The sequence below is a fragment of the Microcoleus sp. BM001215392 genome (genome assembly GCF_036700185.1).
In the GTDB taxonomy this organism is placed as follows: domain Bacteria; phylum Cyanobacteriota; class Cyanobacteriia; order Cyanobacteriales; family Microcoleaceae; genus Microcoleus.
The window spans coordinates 1-15,241 of record NZ_JAUBOJ010000157.1; the positions used below are offsets into that span (position 1 = coordinate 1).

The 15,241-nt window shown below is 45.8% G+C and carries 11 protein-coding genes; 4 read left to right on the forward strand and 7 right to left on the reverse strand.

Going from position 1 to position 15,241, the window contains the following annotated elements; translation table 11 throughout:
• Positions 1 to 151: 151 nt before the first annotated feature.
• Both QT974_RS17660 and QT974_RS17665 read right to left on the reverse strand, forming a co-directional pair.
• Positions 152 to 2,803, reverse strand: a complete 2,652-nt coding sequence (locus tag QT974_RS17660; RefSeq protein WP_333469739.1) for an EAL domain-containing protein — start codon at positions 2,801 to 2,803, stop codon at positions 152 to 154.
• A 325-nt stretch (positions 2,804 to 3,128) separates the two neighbouring features.
• A complete protein-coding gene (locus QT974_RS17665) occupies positions 3,129 to 3,932 on the reverse strand; it encodes a DUF2267 domain-containing protein (RefSeq protein ID WP_333469740.1) in 804 nt (267 codons plus the stop codon).
• A 545-nt stretch (positions 3,933 to 4,477) separates the two neighbouring features.
• Between QT974_RS17665 and QT974_RS17670 the strand changes: the two genes are divergently transcribed.
• Complete coding sequence (locus tag QT974_RS17670; protein WP_333469741.1) at positions 4,478 to 4,939, forward strand: response regulator; 462 nt, start codon at positions 4,478 to 4,480, stop codon at positions 4,937 to 4,939.
• Here QT974_RS17670 and QT974_RS17675 read toward each other — a convergent pair.
• From QT974_RS17675 to QT974_RS17685, 3 genes are all read right to left on the reverse strand, one after another.
• Entirely contained in the window at positions 4,902 to 5,318 is a 417-nt protein-coding gene (locus QT974_RS17675) for a DUF2294 domain-containing protein (RefSeq protein ID WP_333469742.1), read from the reverse strand. The genes QT974_RS17670 and QT974_RS17675 overlap by 38 nt on opposite strands.
• Positions 5,319 to 5,406: 88 nt before the next feature.
• Complete coding sequence (locus QT974_RS17680) at positions 5,407 to 5,787, reverse strand: BON domain-containing protein (protein WP_333469743.1); 381 nt, start codon at positions 5,785 to 5,787, stop codon at positions 5,407 to 5,409.
• A gap of 201 nt (positions 5,788 to 5,988) precedes the next feature.
• On the reverse strand, positions 5,989 to 7,698 hold the full coding sequence (locus tag QT974_RS17685) for an alpha-amylase family glycosyl hydrolase (RefSeq protein WP_333469744.1): 1,710 nt from the start codon (positions 7,696 to 7,698) through the stop codon (positions 5,989 to 5,991).
• A 753-nt stretch (positions 7,699 to 8,451) separates the two neighbouring features.
• On the opposite strand from QT974_RS17685, the gene QT974_RS17690 reads away from it, so the two are divergent.
• Positions 8,452 to 8,700: a hypothetical protein gene (locus tag QT974_RS17690; protein WP_333469745.1), complete on the forward strand. Its 249-nt coding sequence runs from the start codon at positions 8,452 to 8,454 to the stop codon at positions 8,698 to 8,700.
• A gap of 167 nt (positions 8,701 to 8,867) precedes the next feature.
• Here the strand turns inward: QT974_RS17690 and QT974_RS17695 are convergent, their stop codons facing one another.
• Both QT974_RS17695 and QT974_RS17700 read right to left on the reverse strand, forming a co-directional pair.
• Entirely contained in the window at positions 8,868 to 9,692 is an 825-nt protein-coding gene (locus tag QT974_RS17695) for a cyanophycinase (RefSeq protein WP_333469746.1), read from the reverse strand.
• A 496-nt stretch (positions 9,693 to 10,188) separates the two neighbouring features.
• Positions 10,189 to 10,386: a hypothetical protein gene (locus QT974_RS17700; protein ID WP_333275063.1), complete on the reverse strand. Its 198-nt coding sequence runs from the start codon at positions 10,384 to 10,386 to the stop codon at positions 10,189 to 10,191.
• Positions 10,387 to 10,723: 337 nt separating this feature from the next.
• On the opposite strand from QT974_RS17700, the gene QT974_RS17705 reads away from it, so the two are divergent.
• Both QT974_RS17705 and QT974_RS17710 read left to right on the forward strand, forming a co-directional pair.
• On the forward strand, positions 10,724 to 12,634 hold the full coding sequence (locus tag QT974_RS17705) for an ATP-binding protein (RefSeq protein ID WP_333469747.1): 1,911 nt from the start codon (positions 10,724 to 10,726) through the stop codon (positions 12,632 to 12,634).
• Between the two features lie 406 nt (positions 12,635 to 13,040).
• The gene (locus tag QT974_RS17710) at positions 13,041 to 15,128 is read left to right on the forward strand and encodes a CHASE domain-containing protein (protein ID WP_333469748.1); all 2,088 of its coding nucleotides are present in this window, start codon (positions 13,041 to 13,043) and stop codon (positions 15,126 to 15,128) included.
• Positions 15,129 to 15,241: the final 113 nt, after the last annotated feature.

Here is a 15,241-nt window from a genome sequence, read left to right on the forward strand (position 1 = left end):
GCGAAAGTCCTCTTAAGAGGACTAATGAGTTCTTCAGTCCTCTTAAGAGGACTTTTGCTTTGAGGCAGGGGTTTCAACCCCTGCCGGACTATTGCTTGTACCTTAAGTTGACACGCAGAAGGGCGAAAGCCTTTGTCCCTACAGATATCGTTCAAAATAGAAGCTTTTGTTTGTTCCCCGATTGATTTTCTAGACACAATTGGGTGGCTGCCGCCGTCGGTATGGGTTTACTAAACAAGTAACCCTGACCCATCTCGCACTGAAGCGACTGCAAAAATGCCAACTGTTCTGCTGTTTCTACTCCCTCAGCAATCACTTGTAAATTCAAGCCCTGTCCCAAGGCGATCGCGACTTTCACAATCGTAGCACCGCTGCTACCGCTCTGCAAATCTGCCACGAAGGATTTATCTATTTTTAAATTATTTAGCGGCAAGTTTTTCAGCGACCACAGCGAAGAATAACCCGTGCCAAAATCGTCCAGAGAAATGTGAATTCCCATTTGCTGCAATTGCTGCAATACCGAAACCGTAAAATTCACATCTGTCATAGCAATGCTTTCGGTGATTTCTATTTCTAAATACTCGGGATTTAACTGGGTTTCTGACAGTATCTCAGCGATGGTTTGTACGGTGTTAGCTTGCAGGAACTGGCGGCCTGATAAATTTACGGCTACCCGCACCGGTGGCAATCCCATTAACTGCCACGCTCGATTTTGCAAGCAAGCTGTCCGCAGTACCCATGCGTCTATCTGGCAGATTAATCCTGTTTCTTCTGCTAAGGGAATAAATCGATCCGGAGCAATCAAACCGCGTTCGGGATGCTGCCAGCGAATCAGAGCTTCCATGCCGACTATTTTGCCAGTATTCAAGTTTATTTGGGGTTGATAGTGCAGCACAAACTCGGCTTTTTTCAAAGCTTTGTAAAGATGATTTTCTAAGTTAAGTTCCTCGGAAACTTGACTGCCGATCGCCCGCGTGTAAAACTGATAATTGTTGCGACCTCTCTGTTTAGCTTTGTACATGGCAGCATCAGCATTCTTCAGCAAAGTTTCTGCATCCTCTCCGTCGTAAGGAGCCAAAGCAATTCCCAAGCTAGCCTTAGTATAAAGTTCTAGACCATCAAAATCAAACGGAGTGCTTAAACTCTGGATAATTTGCTGGCAAACCTTGGTTGCGTCCTCTGGGCTGTTGATATTGTAAAGCAGCAAAGTAAATTCATCGCCGCCCCAACGGGCGATCGAATCTCCCGCGCGCAAACAGTTAGTCAAACGCCGAGATACACCTTGCAGCAATTGGTCGCCCACCGGGTGACCGAGAGTATCGTTAACATTTTTAAATCTGTCCAAATCTAGAAAGATTACCGCCAGCATTTCTGCATTGTGGTGAGAGTTAGCTAAAGCTAAAGACAGCCTTTCATTAAACAGCAATCTATTTGCTAAACCTGTCAGTGGATCGTGGGAAGCTTGATGTCGCATCATTGCTTCGACGCGCCTCTGCATGGCAGCCATGTACAGGTGAGTTCCTAAAGATTTTGCCAGCTTCAATTCGTCGCTTGTCCACTTTTGAGCTTCCCCTGTTTTGATTTCTTTCCAAGCTGCAAAGGACTGTCGGGGACGATCGCCCCGGGCGTCGGAACTGCAACGGCCAGCCCACAAAATTTCGGTTTCTACCGCGCCCCGAAAAACAGTCAGACAGCCGATGCACTGTTGGCGGTATTGCAGCGGTACTGCCAAAAATGACCGAATGTCAGATTCGATAAAATTTGCCGATAAAGATTGGAGTTGAGGTTCTTGACAAATATCGGCAATCGCGTACAAGTGGGGTACGATTGAATTAGAAATATTTGTATTAATGGAACTGTGGTGTTCGGAATAGAGATTTTGAAAAATACCTAATTCAGCGGTAGGAGCGGCTGTTTTTGCTCGATCGTCTTGGTTGACAAATCCCATGATCTGCTGCCAAAATTCGCTCAATTCCAAGTTTGTGTCTGCCGGCTGTTGACCGCAAGTATAAACTAAAGCTGGCCGATCGCCAAACTCGGCTGCAATGTACAAGCGCCCTCCCGAACCGTGCAAATGCTTGACAGTTTGTTCGAGAACTGATTGCCGAATTTCGGTAAGTTCTAGAGGAGAGTGCAGCAAACAGCTAATTTGGTTGATAACGGCTTCGTCGCACGCTTGCTGTCGGGCTTGACTGAGGAGAAAAGATTGGGCGATCGCAATTGAAAGTTGATCTACAAGCAACTGTACCATGTTCAATTCTCGATCGCTAAACCGTTTCGGCTGGATGTGGTGACAGGCCAACAGCCCCCAAAGCTGATTTTGATGTACGATCGGCACCGTCAGAGAAGAACGCACCCCCAGAGCCGCCAGATATTCTGCGTGACAAGAGTCTACCGGACAATAGCGAATATCTTCAACTGCTAAAGTTTTGCCGCTTTCGGGACAATCTAAGCGGTTAATTATTTTATGCTGCAATCCCACATCTACAATTACTCGCTGCCGCGCTTTGACAAACATTTCGCGCGCACTAGGGGGAATATCGCCTGCTGGAAAGCGCAAACCGATCAGAGATGGCAAATTGTCGCTGTCGATCGCCTCAGCAATTACCAGACCGCTACCGTCGGCATCAAATTGATAAACTTTTACTCGATCGCTTCCTAAAAAGCTGCGGATTTCTCGCGCCGTGGTCGTCAAAATCTCTTGCAGTTCTAAAGACTTGCGGATGCGATTGGTAATTCGATTGAGTAAAATCTCTTGTTCTAGAGTCGCTTTTGACGTTTGTCTGACTTTTCTGCGGGCCATCCCTTTTGAGCTCCAGGGCTGTTGACAGCATTTTTGCGAGCCACCTTATTAACTCGCCCTGTACTATAGACTACAACACTTTCGCTCGGTCTGTGGGATTTACGCAGCCACGCCGAGCTAGAAACCCAGTTTCTCGGAATATGTTGGGTTTTCCCAGAAAGTTTTGTGGGTAGGAACCGCGTTTATCCACAGACTTTGATGCGGACTAAAGTCCTAACTACAAACAATAGATAAACCGGGTCGATCGGACAACCTGCTAACTTAGAGTACAGAATGCTGCGAGACTCAACCCGGTTTCTGAGTATTTATGCCCTGAAATATCCCGTTAAACCGACTCCCAAATTTCCCGAATTTTGTCCGGTAAAAAGCTGGCTATTTCCTGACTTCGCTCTGGGGACAACTCATCTTTCGTTGCTGAAAATACACCGGCGATCGCAGTTTCTGGTTCTACTCCCGAAGGAAGTGAGCCTTCTAGTTCCACCCTCCGCGCAAACAAATTGCCATCGATCCCCAAAGGTGCAGGCCCGCGCAAAGGCTGACGCAGCCGGCTCAGCAATCCTACCAGAGGATTCGTATCTTTCCACAGGTCGGCTATTTCTGTTTGCAGGGTTTTGTCGTCCGTCGGTAAAACTTCTTTGTGTAGTTCGGCTTCCACGCGATCGCTGGCTTCTGTTGTCATCACGTCGCGCATGATGCGGTACACTACTTCGGTAATGTCGCGGGCATCAAAAATATCCTCCAAGTGACCATTTACCATCACTTTTTCCAAAAATGGCATATCCTTGGAGGCGATCGGAATTGCTGACCCTTCTTGGTGCAGAGACTTAGGAGGATTCGTCTCCATTTTCTGTAACAGTTTGCGACCTTTTTCTGTTAAATCTGCTTCTTGAAATGCTACTAAAGGCGGCAGCAACTCAGTGCCTCCATAAGGCTCCCCGCTAAACTCGGCTTTGATAAATTCTCTTTGATTGAGGTAGTCCAAGTGACCGAGCAATTCGGCTTCCGCCACATCTCGACCTACATACTCCTCGGCTGCATTCCTAATTTCCGACTCTCCCCTGCTGCCGTTGCCACTGCCAATCTGTTTCAGCAAAATGTAAGTTAGGTCGTCTCTAATTGCAATTGTCATCAACTTCTCCTAGGTGAATATCCGGAAAACAGCAAGTAAATAGATTTTTTCTCTTGCTCAATTTGCGATAATTACTACTTAAAAACATTGAAATCTAAACCCGAGCAACAAGTATCTCTCACTAGATGGAAGTTGTTAAATTTGTGTGCTGCAAATAATCTTCCTTTAGGTAGATTTACGCAAGGACAGCGGAGTCTACTGTTGGTAGTATCCTTAAAGGTTGCCACCGCTCCTCAAAGCTATTAAGGTGGGACGCTTTATGGGTAAGGTTTTTCCTAGCGATCGCGTCTAAGCCCCAAGGCTGAGTATGCCTAAGTGTAAGTTGGTCATTTGTGCTCTCAATCAGTAAGATTGTGGAGAGGCTGTGATATTGCTCCACCGGTGGTGTCTTTGCCCGAACTGGCAGGGATATTGTAGAATCTGGCTAGACCCAAAACTAGCTATCTGAGAGCCACAAATACGAGCCAATCTGTTTCAAGTGCCGGAACGCCACTTGAGGAATGCCTCAGCGACCAATTTTTTGATCGAAATTCGATCGGCATTTTATGAACTACCCTAATTGGAATCAGAATTTGGAATCTTCTTTAAATAACGGTCAGCCCGCAGTTGACAAGCGTCCTGTAGTTTTGGCTGTAGACGACAATCACGACAATTTAGAGCTGCTAACGCAAATACTAGATTTATTCGGCTGCGAGTGCGTGGGAGCCGTTGATGGGTACAGCGCTCTGTCAGCAGCAGTCGATCGACTCCCCGACCTAATCGTACTGGACATTTGCCTGCCAGACATAGACGGTATAGAATTAATCGGCCGCATCAAACAAGACCCCAAGCTCGTAAATATTCCGATTGTCGCCGTCACAGCACTAGCAAAAACCGAAGACCGCGATCGGATTCTCGAAGCCGGCTGCATTGGATACCTTTCCAAACCTTTTAATATCAAGGATTTAGAACAAATTATCCGCCACCAGCTCAGCCCTCAGTCGCTGCTAGTTGAGTTTTCGACTTAGAACTCGCATCGCGAACTTTCGGTGCAGACTCCAAAATGGCGATCGTCCCGCTGCGGCCCGTTTCCAAAGTCGCATCGCTGAGCAAATCAGTCACTCCCACGCCCAAAACTTGTTTGATTAACTCCTTGAGCCGCAGTTCTAAAACAGACTGTAATTGCGATCGCACCTGCGCCGCCAAATCTTCCTGACCGTTCTGAACTAAAAGTGTTTCCGGTTGAGTAATCGCATTTTCGATCACAATAATTAACTTATTATCCACAAGATTGCACAGCGCCTGACTCGCTTGATTTCCGAGGAGCGATCGGTACAAACCTTGAATACTCTGTCCAAGACTGCGTTCTAACGTGCCGCGAGTAGGTATTGATGTATCGCCAGTCATATTTTTTATGTACGCCAAAATAACTAAAAAAACTTTCAACTGTTAACCGCTCGCAGCTAACGGTTAACAGTTATAAGCAACCGCCGCCCTAACCGACAGTAACTTGATTGGTTTCCACCCCAGTTGCACCATTAACACTCTTAGCAATTGTCACCAACTTGGTGATAATTTCCTGACTGGGAACCGTACCTTTGAGAACCACAGTAGTGCCGTGTTGAGCCACATAAACAGTCTCAATATCCGCGACATCAGGATTTGCATCAAAAGCCTGAGCCACCCGTTTAGCCAAACCGCTTTGATCGTATTCTCCATTCAATCCCATGCGTTCAGGCGGGATTGTTTGAGTCGCAGCCGCAGCAGGTTGAGCTTGAGCTTGAGGTGCAGCGACAGGTGCTTGGTAAGCAGGAGCTTGCACATTTTCTTGATTTTCGTGTTTTTCTAAACCAAACAGTCTTTTTAGCCAGCCCATAGAATTTGTCCTCCCACAAAGTTTGTATTAATTGACCGTTGGCACGCGGCCGTGCAATTGTTATTCTCAAGACCAGGAATTGCGATCGCCATCCATGACTGAGCCACTTACTTATTCTCCCAAAATCCTGGTTTTTACAGCCATCAGGCTCAGTATAAAAACCGTTTTTTTTGAGTTGAGTGCGTTAGTCACAAATACAATTTAATCTTGTACAACTTTGCTTATCATCTGTCTGGAGACATAATTATCCTCGTCTCCCAGAAATACCTGAGCCGACCATTCCGGCACATCAAACTTAAAATCTTTTTCCCCAACTTCTACGATTTTGTTGTACATCCACTCGTGCCAACTTCCCGAACTTGGAAAGTTAGGAATCGAGTAACCAGACAGATAAGTGTCTGAAAAATTTACCACCACCAATACTCGCGTGCCCTCATCGCTCCAGCGATAGTAAGCCAGCACCTTAGCTTCCGGATTTTCGTGGAAAAATTCAATATTTTCGGTGTGAAGTGCCGGAAAATTTTTCCGCAGGCGAATCAGGTCTTTGTAATATTCCCACAAATCGCGATTCTGCTGGTTGTCCAACAAAGACCATTGCAGATTATTCGGCTGGTTGGGAGTTTGGCGGGTGGATTGTCCGAACTCTTCGCCCATCCACAGCATCGGTATTCCTACTGCTGTCACTAACACCACCGCTGCCAATTTAGCGCGCTTAAAAGCTGCTTCTGGGTCGAGATTCTGAAAGCTTGATTCGCACAGCAAGTGGTTGCGGTCGTGACTTGCCAAATAATTGATAACATTAGTTGTGTTTTGATAGCCTTGTTGTCTGGCATCCAAAACTTGCTTGAGCTTGGCGATATCGAAACTATTCCCCGCCAGATTTTCGAGGGCAAAAATCCGAAAACTTTCGCGCCAGCAGCCGTCCATCGGCCCGTCCGCCGCCACCAGTTCGGGAAGTTCGGGAATGTGTTCTGCGATGTTGTAAAATGGCTTGTCGCCGGCAGTTTTTTTGGCTTCGGCAGTTATCCAGTGCAGGAAATCTCGATTGTCCAACTGCCGCACTGCGTCGTAGCGAATGCCGTCGATATGATATTCAAGAATCCAGAAATTCACCACATCGCCGATGAATTGCCAAGCGGGACGAATGCCGAGTTTGGCGTCGAAGTTTTCGTAGTTAAACTCTGGGCCCCAGTAGTTAGCTGGATCTTCGGGATAGTGTTTGTCTCTGTAGTACCAATAATTGCGATCGATTAGCAATAAGGGACATTCTTCGTTGCAGTGGTTGTAAATGCCGTCCATAATGACTCGGATGCCCCGTCCGTGGCACTCGTCAACCAATTGCTTCAAATCTGCGGTTGTACCGTAGCTGGACTCTACAGCGAAGAAATCGCGGACTTTGTAACCCCAGCTATAATCGCCCGGATATTCATTAACAGGCATTAGTTCGATCGCATTTATCCCCAAATCGCCGAGATAATCTAATTTTGCAATTACCTGTTGAAACTTACTGCTGCTGTCGGAACCATCGGCCCCACAAAAATCAGCAACGTGCAGTTCGTAAATCACTAATTCTTGATTCTGAGGCAGTTCCGTGTCGTCGTGTTTCCATACATAAGTATCAATAATTCGCTCCCCGGATTCGATGCGAATTGTACTGGTACCAGTAGTGCTGTCAATTTCAGTAGCGTAGGGATCGTTAACTTCTACCCATTCGTCCGGTTCCAAACAAGGACTCTGCGATTGAACTCGGAACTTATATTGATAAATACCGTCTTTTAGCCGAATTTGAGTGCGGAAATAACCTCTCTCATCTTTTGCTAAGGGAATTTCTTCCCATTTGGAAAAAGAGCCGAGCACTGTAGCTGCTTTGTTGTTGGGAGCCAAGAGTTTGAATTCAATTGCAGCGGTCATGAATATCTGGTGTGCAGAACTTATAACTGTGATTAGTATTAATTTTTACAATTTTGCCTATCAGCCGCCATCATTCTTAAGAGTTAAACCGTGACTCTGATTTTGTAAGGTGCTGGTGTGCATTGGTGTCAACAACCAGCTCAAACGTACTCCCCGACTGCTGTTTGGTGATTGAGCGCCGATCGAGAGCTTAATTGAGTAAGGTTTGCACTGCACACTAAGAGACCTGATTTCCATCAAAAATGTAGTTAAAGTAACTAAAACTTATTAATCGTTATTTATGAAAATTAATTTAACTTTTGATAACTAGATAAATTCCGATCGAAGTTTAAGATTTGTAACTAAAGGAACATTTTTTAGCTGACAGAGCTAATACCGTAGAAAGATGTAATTCTAGGCGGAAAGAGCGAGGATGAGCTTGTAATTATCAACTAAGGCAAAGCAGAAAGATCAATGCTTTATTCAACTGGATTCTCGGGCGATCGGCTTTAAGTCGAGTTTTAGCCGAGAAGAGCATTAATTATTTTTGCTTATACCTTGGCAGCACTTGTTTCTCAGTCTTTGACTGGCAAACTTTGCATAACCTCAATTAACTTAAATGACTGCTGCTACCTCAGTAATTGGTAATCGGTGAAAATCTCATCCGTCCCTGTTACCTATTAGATATTCCGAGCAGCGGCTAAGATTGCTCTAAAAGTTTAATTTGGGATGTTGGCGAATTACCGTTACTGTAAAAACTCTGGAGTGTTAAAAATGCTAAAACAAATGTGTTGGTTGCCCAGATTGGGAGGCAATGGAGAAACGATATTGCACCTGCGCACCGAAGCGCGTCAAGCATGGCGGCCTTATACAGCTTTTCCGCAGTTCGCGGTCTCGGACTACATGGAACCAGGCGGTTCTAAGGGATGGGCAACTTTTCAGAAGCTGATAACTCAAGGGTGGAAGTTAATCTCGACTGAAGAAGGGCAGCAGTCGTTCTTTGACCAACAAAAAAGTGCTTAAAAAAAGCAGAAACCGCAGCAATAAAAGAAGAGGTATAATCCTCTTCTTTTTATTGGTGTCTTGGACGAAGTATCATGTTTTTTTCACAGGTTTGTAGTGCGGACTTCAGTCCGTAAAAAGCTGCGGACTCAAGTCTGCACTACGATCGGCCCGATCGCCCTTTGGGACTATGCTACCGTTGCTAACCTATCCAACATCGGCTGGCGAGTTTTCAAATTAAACCGATATCCGTGGGGGAGGATGTGCAACTTCGCCCCGCAAAGAGCCAGAGCCTCATCCTTCAACAGTCCCTCCATATTGTCGTGGAGTTTTTCCGACTCGTCGATCACAGTTACAGCGCCTTCACCAATCACTTCAACCTGGTCACCGCTGACTAAAATTGCCGTATTTTCGTCAATCCCAAATCCCAAGACTGCTGGTTGCAGCAACAGTGCCGCCACTAAGCGTCCCAGACGGCCTCGCTGGGCGAAATGCTGGTCGATGACAATTCCCGGCAGGAAACCCATTCCCGGGCCCATGGCTACCACGTCAACGCGAGGATTTGTCTCCGAGTCTCCTTCAATAATCATCATGTCTGGCATCATCGCCGCGCCGGCACTGGTACCGCCCACGATCGCCCCTTCCGAGTAGCGTTTGTGCATAGCTGCGTCGAGTTTGGTATCTTTCAAGCAGGTAATAATCCGCGCTTGCTCTCCGCCGGTAAAGAAGATACCAGTCGCTTGTTCGATCGCTTCTAAATAATCTGGATTGTCAGAATCTTCGGGTTTCTGGGTATCAACCACTCGCACGTCTTCAGCGCCCAACCGCTCAAACACTCGGATATAATTATCTCCTACTTCTCCTGGAAGGCTTGTCGCAGCCGTCATCACTACAATGTGGGCTTTAGTGCCTCCGGCGCACCGCAAAAATTCGCGCAGAATTTTGCAATCCCCGTCTTTGTCTTCGGCGCCGCCAATAATTAGCAACTTTCCCTGATTTTCGCTGCCAGCCATACGCTCTGCACTCTTAATGAATTGTATTTCACTAAAACATAACTTTTTTGTTGCCTAAAACTGCCAAAAGGTAGAGATTGATACAGAATAAACATCTAATTTTGATAAGTCTGGGATGCACGCAACTCAAGCGTTCCGGTTATTTCACTCGAATCCGGGGCTTTCAACAGTTGACAGTTGACCGCTTGACCTGTGACAGTTTGAAAGCGAACTCTACCCTTAAGTCCGAGTATTGGAATAATGAATAGTCTGATTTTAATTTTTCCCGATCGGGCGGGCGGGCTTTCAACCAATTCTTTCTGGTAAGGCGATTTGCGATCAAAAAAGCTAACCCCTCCTCACACCATGGAGGAGGGGTCAAAAAATGAGTTTACATTACAGGACTTAGGCGCGACGGCCGATCGACCCGATTTCTGACTGGAGACTTCACCCATAAACCTCTTATTTTTCGTATCAACCGGGTCGATCGGCGCTTCTAGATGAGTTCGATCGCGAGTTAGTGCGATCGATCGATCAAATTGCTCAATACTGTACGCGCCCGTTCCAAAGGCAGGTGTCGGGGTTTACCGTTCCAGACAATTTGATATTCATTGCTGTGTTGACCGTCACCGTACCCTGAAATCAGCTTCAGGTGAAATGCTTCCTCTGCTAATTGATGAACTTGATCCCTGAGAGCAGTTTGTGCAATCTTCATAATTCTCTGCCTCTTAAATCCTTTTTCACAGTCATAGCCAATTTTAATTGGCCGTGTACCTCTCAAAAGTTATAGCTTTTTTTTATTAGTCATTAATAATTTAGTCATTAGTAATTTAGTCATTAGTCATTAGTATTGGTAATCGGGAATTGTTCAGGGGGCAATTTTCCCCCTCTCTCCCTCTCCCTCTCTCTCCCTCTCTCTCCCTCTCGGACATTATCTCTCCCCCTCGGACATTCTCCCCCTCTGGGCCTCTACAATATCTATGCCCCCAGGTAGTATCCAATGCGCCGACAAGAGAGCTAGTGTGACAAGTTAGCTCAAAGGAGGTCAAAAAATGCTTCAAGAAAAAAATACGGAGACACCCCGCGTCAATGCTCGAAAAACCGATGTTTTTGATATTTTCAACTTCAAACATTACATCGGGCCAAACCCTTATTTAGAAACAGCAGCTTTAGTTTTCGATTTTGCGGTGACGGATGCGATGGAACCAAAGCCGATCGCCCATTACCATCAAATTATTAGCGATCGCTACCCGCAACTGCTGCACGAAACTTTCTCGAATCATGCCCAACTGTTCGGCCGCACCTGCTCAGAAGTAGCAAAACTCGACATGGGTTTGCACTTCCAACACTGGAACGTCAAACCATTTTCTCACTTTAGCAGAATCAGCATAGAAGCACTGCACGCCCGCAGCGCCCGAGCCGTAGTTTACGCTGTTTGGGATTGGTTTGAAGCCATCAATCAAAATCAAGATTTCCCGTTAGCAGCACAAATGGGCGCCCTGCAAAATATGTTCCGCCAGTCTGTTTACGGAGGCCCGACAGTTTATTCATTAATGCGATCGGCATCCCAAAAAGGCATTCCCGCATTTTATTTGTGGGACGAAGGATTGATGCAATACGGTTACGGTAAAAAACTGGTGCGCGGCTCTGCCACAACCTTTGATTCCGACAGCCATTTAGACTCAGATTTTACCACACGCAAAGACGATTGTAAAGCTTTTCTTGCTACCTTAGGATTTCCAGTTCCCAAAGGCGATATTGTCTCCACAGAAAACGGAGCTTTGGCAGTTGCGAGAGAAATTGGCTACCCAGTTGCTGTTAAGCCAGTAGTCGGTCATAAAGGAATTGGCGTCACCGCAGATGTGGGAGATGCAGAGGAATTGCAGGCGGCTTTTAAAAGAGCAGTTAATGCAATTCCCGAAACATCGCCCGTGCGAGTTATTGTGGAAAACAGCATCAAAGGAGCGGATTTTAGGCTGCTGTGCGTTGACGGCAAGTTTGTTTCTGCAACTGAACGCCGGCCCGCTTGGGTAACAGGGGACGGCGACTCAACTATTCGGGAATTGATCCGCCGCGAAAACCGCAAACCCGAACGTTTGGACACGCCAACTTCGGCGATGAGCAAAATTCAGTCCGACGAAGCGATGGAAATGTACCTGGAAGAACAAGGGCTGTCATTGGATAGTGTCGTAGAGCGCGATCGCACTGTGTCTCTGCGCAAAGTAGCCAATCTTTCCGCAGGCGGTGTCAGCATCGATGCTACCCGCACTATTCACCCCGACAATATTGTTTTGGCTCAAGATATCGCCCTGCATTTTCGGTTAACTTGTTTGGGGATTGATGTCGTCACAGAAACTCTCGCCAAATCTTGGAAAACTGGGAATTTTGGAATTATCGAAATCAATGCCGCGCCGGGAATTTTTATGCACCTCAACCCGGCGGTCGGAGAAGGGGTTGATGTGCCTTCACATATTATCGATACTTTCTTTGATTCGGGAAAATCAGCCAGAATTCCGATTATTACGTTCAACCGAATTTCGGTGCACGAACTGCAAGAAACAATCGACCACATTCTGTTGCAACATCCTGATTGGACAATCGGTGCGGTTTGTCGCACTGGACTTTTTGTCAACCGTTCAGAAAAGGTTTTGCATAAAAATTACAATCTTAATGTCCAAACTTTGCTGCGGAATCCTAAGCTCGATTTGTTGATTGCTGAATATCCCGAAAATGTTTTGGAAGCTGAGGGAATGTTTTATCGGGGCAGCAATATGGTGGTGCTCGACAATCCGGGGGAAACAGAGATGATTTTGCTCCGAGAAAGCACTGATGAGGATACTGTTGTGGTGCGGGAAGGCAGTAGTATTTCTATTCGCCGCCAAGGTTTAATCGAACAGTACAGTCTGGAGGATGGGGAACCATTTACTCGGGTTTATTTGAAGGAAATTGGGACTGTTTTGTAAGGTGCAAGTTGCTACTTGACTGAGGTGTCGATTGCGCACCTTTAAATCAACATGAAGGTGCGAATTGTTACTGGCGCAAAGTAATAAGCGCGCCTTCGTGTTGACGGTTAAGTGCAAATTTCAATGAGTTAAGGTGTGCAGCACCGACTCAAATTTAACAATCAAGTGCGAATTGCTACTTGTGTAAGTCGCAATTCGGCTCGGCACACCCTACTTAGGTAAGTAATTGTGTATCTTGTCGTTACCAAACTAATATTTTCGTAGAAACCTACTTTATGAAGATAAATTCATATTTGTGCGATTTTAAGTTTTGACACAATCTTGTTTCTGCGCTGTCGGTCGTGTTATCAAGGAAATTCAGAACTATTGAAACGAATCGCACTCCGGTGCCAAAAACTCTGGAAATATGAATGTTGCGAGCAATTGGTTTAATTTAGTAACGAAAAGTTTACAGTCATACCGTCGCTACATTCCAGCAGCGCTGACTCTGTGTATCGGTACGGGTTTGTCATTGATAGCGGCGGGCGTTGTCTGGAATTGGGAAAATCAGCGCATGAAAGCAGAATTTCATCAGCAAGCCGATCGCCTGAATGCGACATTGCAGCAAAGCATCAACAAAAACTTAGATTTTCTGTACTCAATTCAAGCATTCTACAGCGCATCTGCTGAAGTTAGCAGAGAAGATTTTAGGGAATTCGCTCAACCTGCACTTACCCGAAATGCTGCCGTCTATTCTGTAAACTGGGTGCTACGCGTTCCGGCTGCGGACAAAGCAGCTTATGAAGAGGCAATTCGAGCCGAAGGTTTTGCGACATTTCAAATTTATGAGCGAGATGCTGACAAAAAGCCAGTACCAGTAAAAGTGCGATCGGAATATTTTCCTGTCACCTACAGAGAAGCCCTAGAAGTAGATACAAAATCACTCGGTTTCGATCTGGCTTCCAATCCCGAACGCAAAGCAGCTTTAGAGAAATCGGTGAATAGCTGGAAAATAGCTGCTTCGGGGAAGATTAAATTAATCAGGAACGATCGACCTGGAGTGCAATTATTTCTGCCAGTACCTGGCCGCGCAGGTTCTCCAGATAACTCGGGAAACAGCCGCGAAAACCTCAGGGGAGTGATTGCAGGGGTGTTTCAGATTACCAATATGGTCAATTTTTATTTAGAATCCCTAAATTTAGACAACATAAATTTTTACCTCTACGACAACTCTGCTACAGGGAAAGAACGGTTTCTGATGCGCTACGACTCGCAAACCAAGAAGTTTATAGATAACCCAAAACTAGAACAGCCGGAGTTAACTAATCTCCGGGGAAAAATCTGTGAAAATCAGAGTGCTTGCACTCGCACATTTAACGTAGCAGACCGCCAGTGGATGCTGCTAGTTTTGCCGGGAAAGGGGTACAGTGGTCTGAACACGCATCAGGGTTCGCTGGCAATTTGGGCGATCGGGCTGTTGATGACTGGCAGTTTGACGGCTTACCTGTTGATGTCTCTAGGACGTACTGCGAAGGTAGAACAGCAAGTGCGCGATCGTACAATTCAACTAAAAGAGCGCAGCGCTGAACTAGAAACGGCACTGAAAAATTTACAGTCAGCGCAATTAAAGCTAATCCAAACTGAAAAAATGTCCAGCTTGGGGCAGTTGGTGGCTGGAGTCGCTCACGAAATTAACAATCCTGTCTGCTTTATTTCTGGCAACCTGAGCCATGCAGACGAATATACTCAAAACTTACTAGAACTTGTACAAATATATCAGCAGGAATATCCTAACCCAACGCCAGAAGTACAAGGAAAACTACAAGATATCGATTTAGAGTTTATCAGTGAAGACTTGCCTAAACTCCTAAAATCGATGAATGTAGGAGCCGATCGCATCCGCCAGATTGTGCTTTCTCTGCGAAACTTTTCGCGTTTGGATGAATCTGAAATGAAGTCGGTCGATCTTCACGAAGGCCTTGACAGTACCTTGATGATTTTGGACAGTCGGCTGAAAGCTAACGGTGATTTTCCGGGCATTAAAATTATCAAAGAATACGGCAAATTGCCCTTGGTGGAGTGCTGGGCAGGACAATTAAATCAGGTTTTCATGAATATTTTAAGCAATGCCATTGATGTTTTGTCTGACGCAACAAATAAAAACTCAACTTTGACATTTTCGTCTAATTCGGGAGTTTTGCCTACCATTGTGATTCGTACTGAACTTTCAGGTTATAATTGTGCTTGCGTGCGAATCGCTGATAATGGAGCGGGCATGACGGAGAAGATAAAACAACGTTTGTTTGAGCCGTTTTTTACTACCAAGCCTGTAGGTAAAGGTACAGGGTTGGGATTGTCAATTAGCTATCAAATAATTGAAAAACATCAAGGTTCGCTCAGGTGCGTATCGGCTCCGGGAGAGGGAACTGAATTCTGGATTGAGTTTCCTGTGCGGCAACAGCCCGAGCAATCTGTTGCTAAGGTTTCATCTGCGGTACGGGTGAGTCGAGTTTAGATTTGAGATTTGGGAATGACTTACTTTCTAATGATTGAGATATCATCTATGGTTGCATTAGGGTGCATCTGGTTTTTGAAGCCTGAAGAAGCATGACCGCATATAAGTTATTA

Bases quoted from the DNA above. Each gene is read 5' to 3' on its own strand.
- QT974_RS17695 (WP_333469746.1), bottom strand. From the start codon at position 9,692: ATGGCTGGCAGCGAAAATCAGGGAAAGTTGCTAATTATTGGCGGCGCC.
- QT974_RS17710 (WP_333469748.1), top strand. From the start codon at position 13,041: ATGAATGTTGCGAGCAATTGGTTTAATTTAGTAACGAAAAGTTTACAG.
- QT974_RS17700 (WP_333275063.1), bottom strand. From the start codon at position 10,386: ATGAAGATTGCACAAACTGCTCTCAGGGATCAAGTTCATCAATTAGCA.
- QT974_RS17665 (WP_333469740.1), bottom strand. From the start codon at position 3,932: ATGACAATTGCAATTAGAGACGACCTAACTTACATTTTGCTGAAACAG.
- QT974_RS17690 (WP_333469745.1), top strand. From the start codon at position 8,452: ATGCTAAAACAAATGTGTTGGTTGCCCAGATTGGGAGGCAATGGAGAA.
- QT974_RS17685 (WP_333469744.1), bottom strand. From the start codon at position 7,698: ATGACCGCTGCAATTGAATTCAAACTCTTGGCTCCCAACAACAAAGCA.
- QT974_RS17680 (WP_333469743.1), bottom strand. From the start codon at position 5,787: ATGGGCTGGCTAAAAAGACTGTTTGGTTTAGAAAAACACGAAAATCAA.
- QT974_RS17705 (WP_333469747.1), top strand. From the start codon at position 10,724: ATGCTTCAAGAAAAAAATACGGAGACACCCCGCGTCAATGCTCGAAAA.
- QT974_RS17670 (WP_333469741.1), top strand. From the start codon at position 4,478: ATGAACTACCCTAATTGGAATCAGAATTTGGAATCTTCTTTAAATAAC.
- QT974_RS17660 (WP_333469739.1), bottom strand. From the start codon at position 2,803: ATGGCCCGCAGAAAAGTCAGACAAACGTCAAAAGCGACTCTAGAACAA.
- QT974_RS17675 (WP_333469742.1), bottom strand. From the start codon at position 5,318: ATGACTGGCGATACATCAATACCTACTCGCGGCACGTTAGAACGCAGT.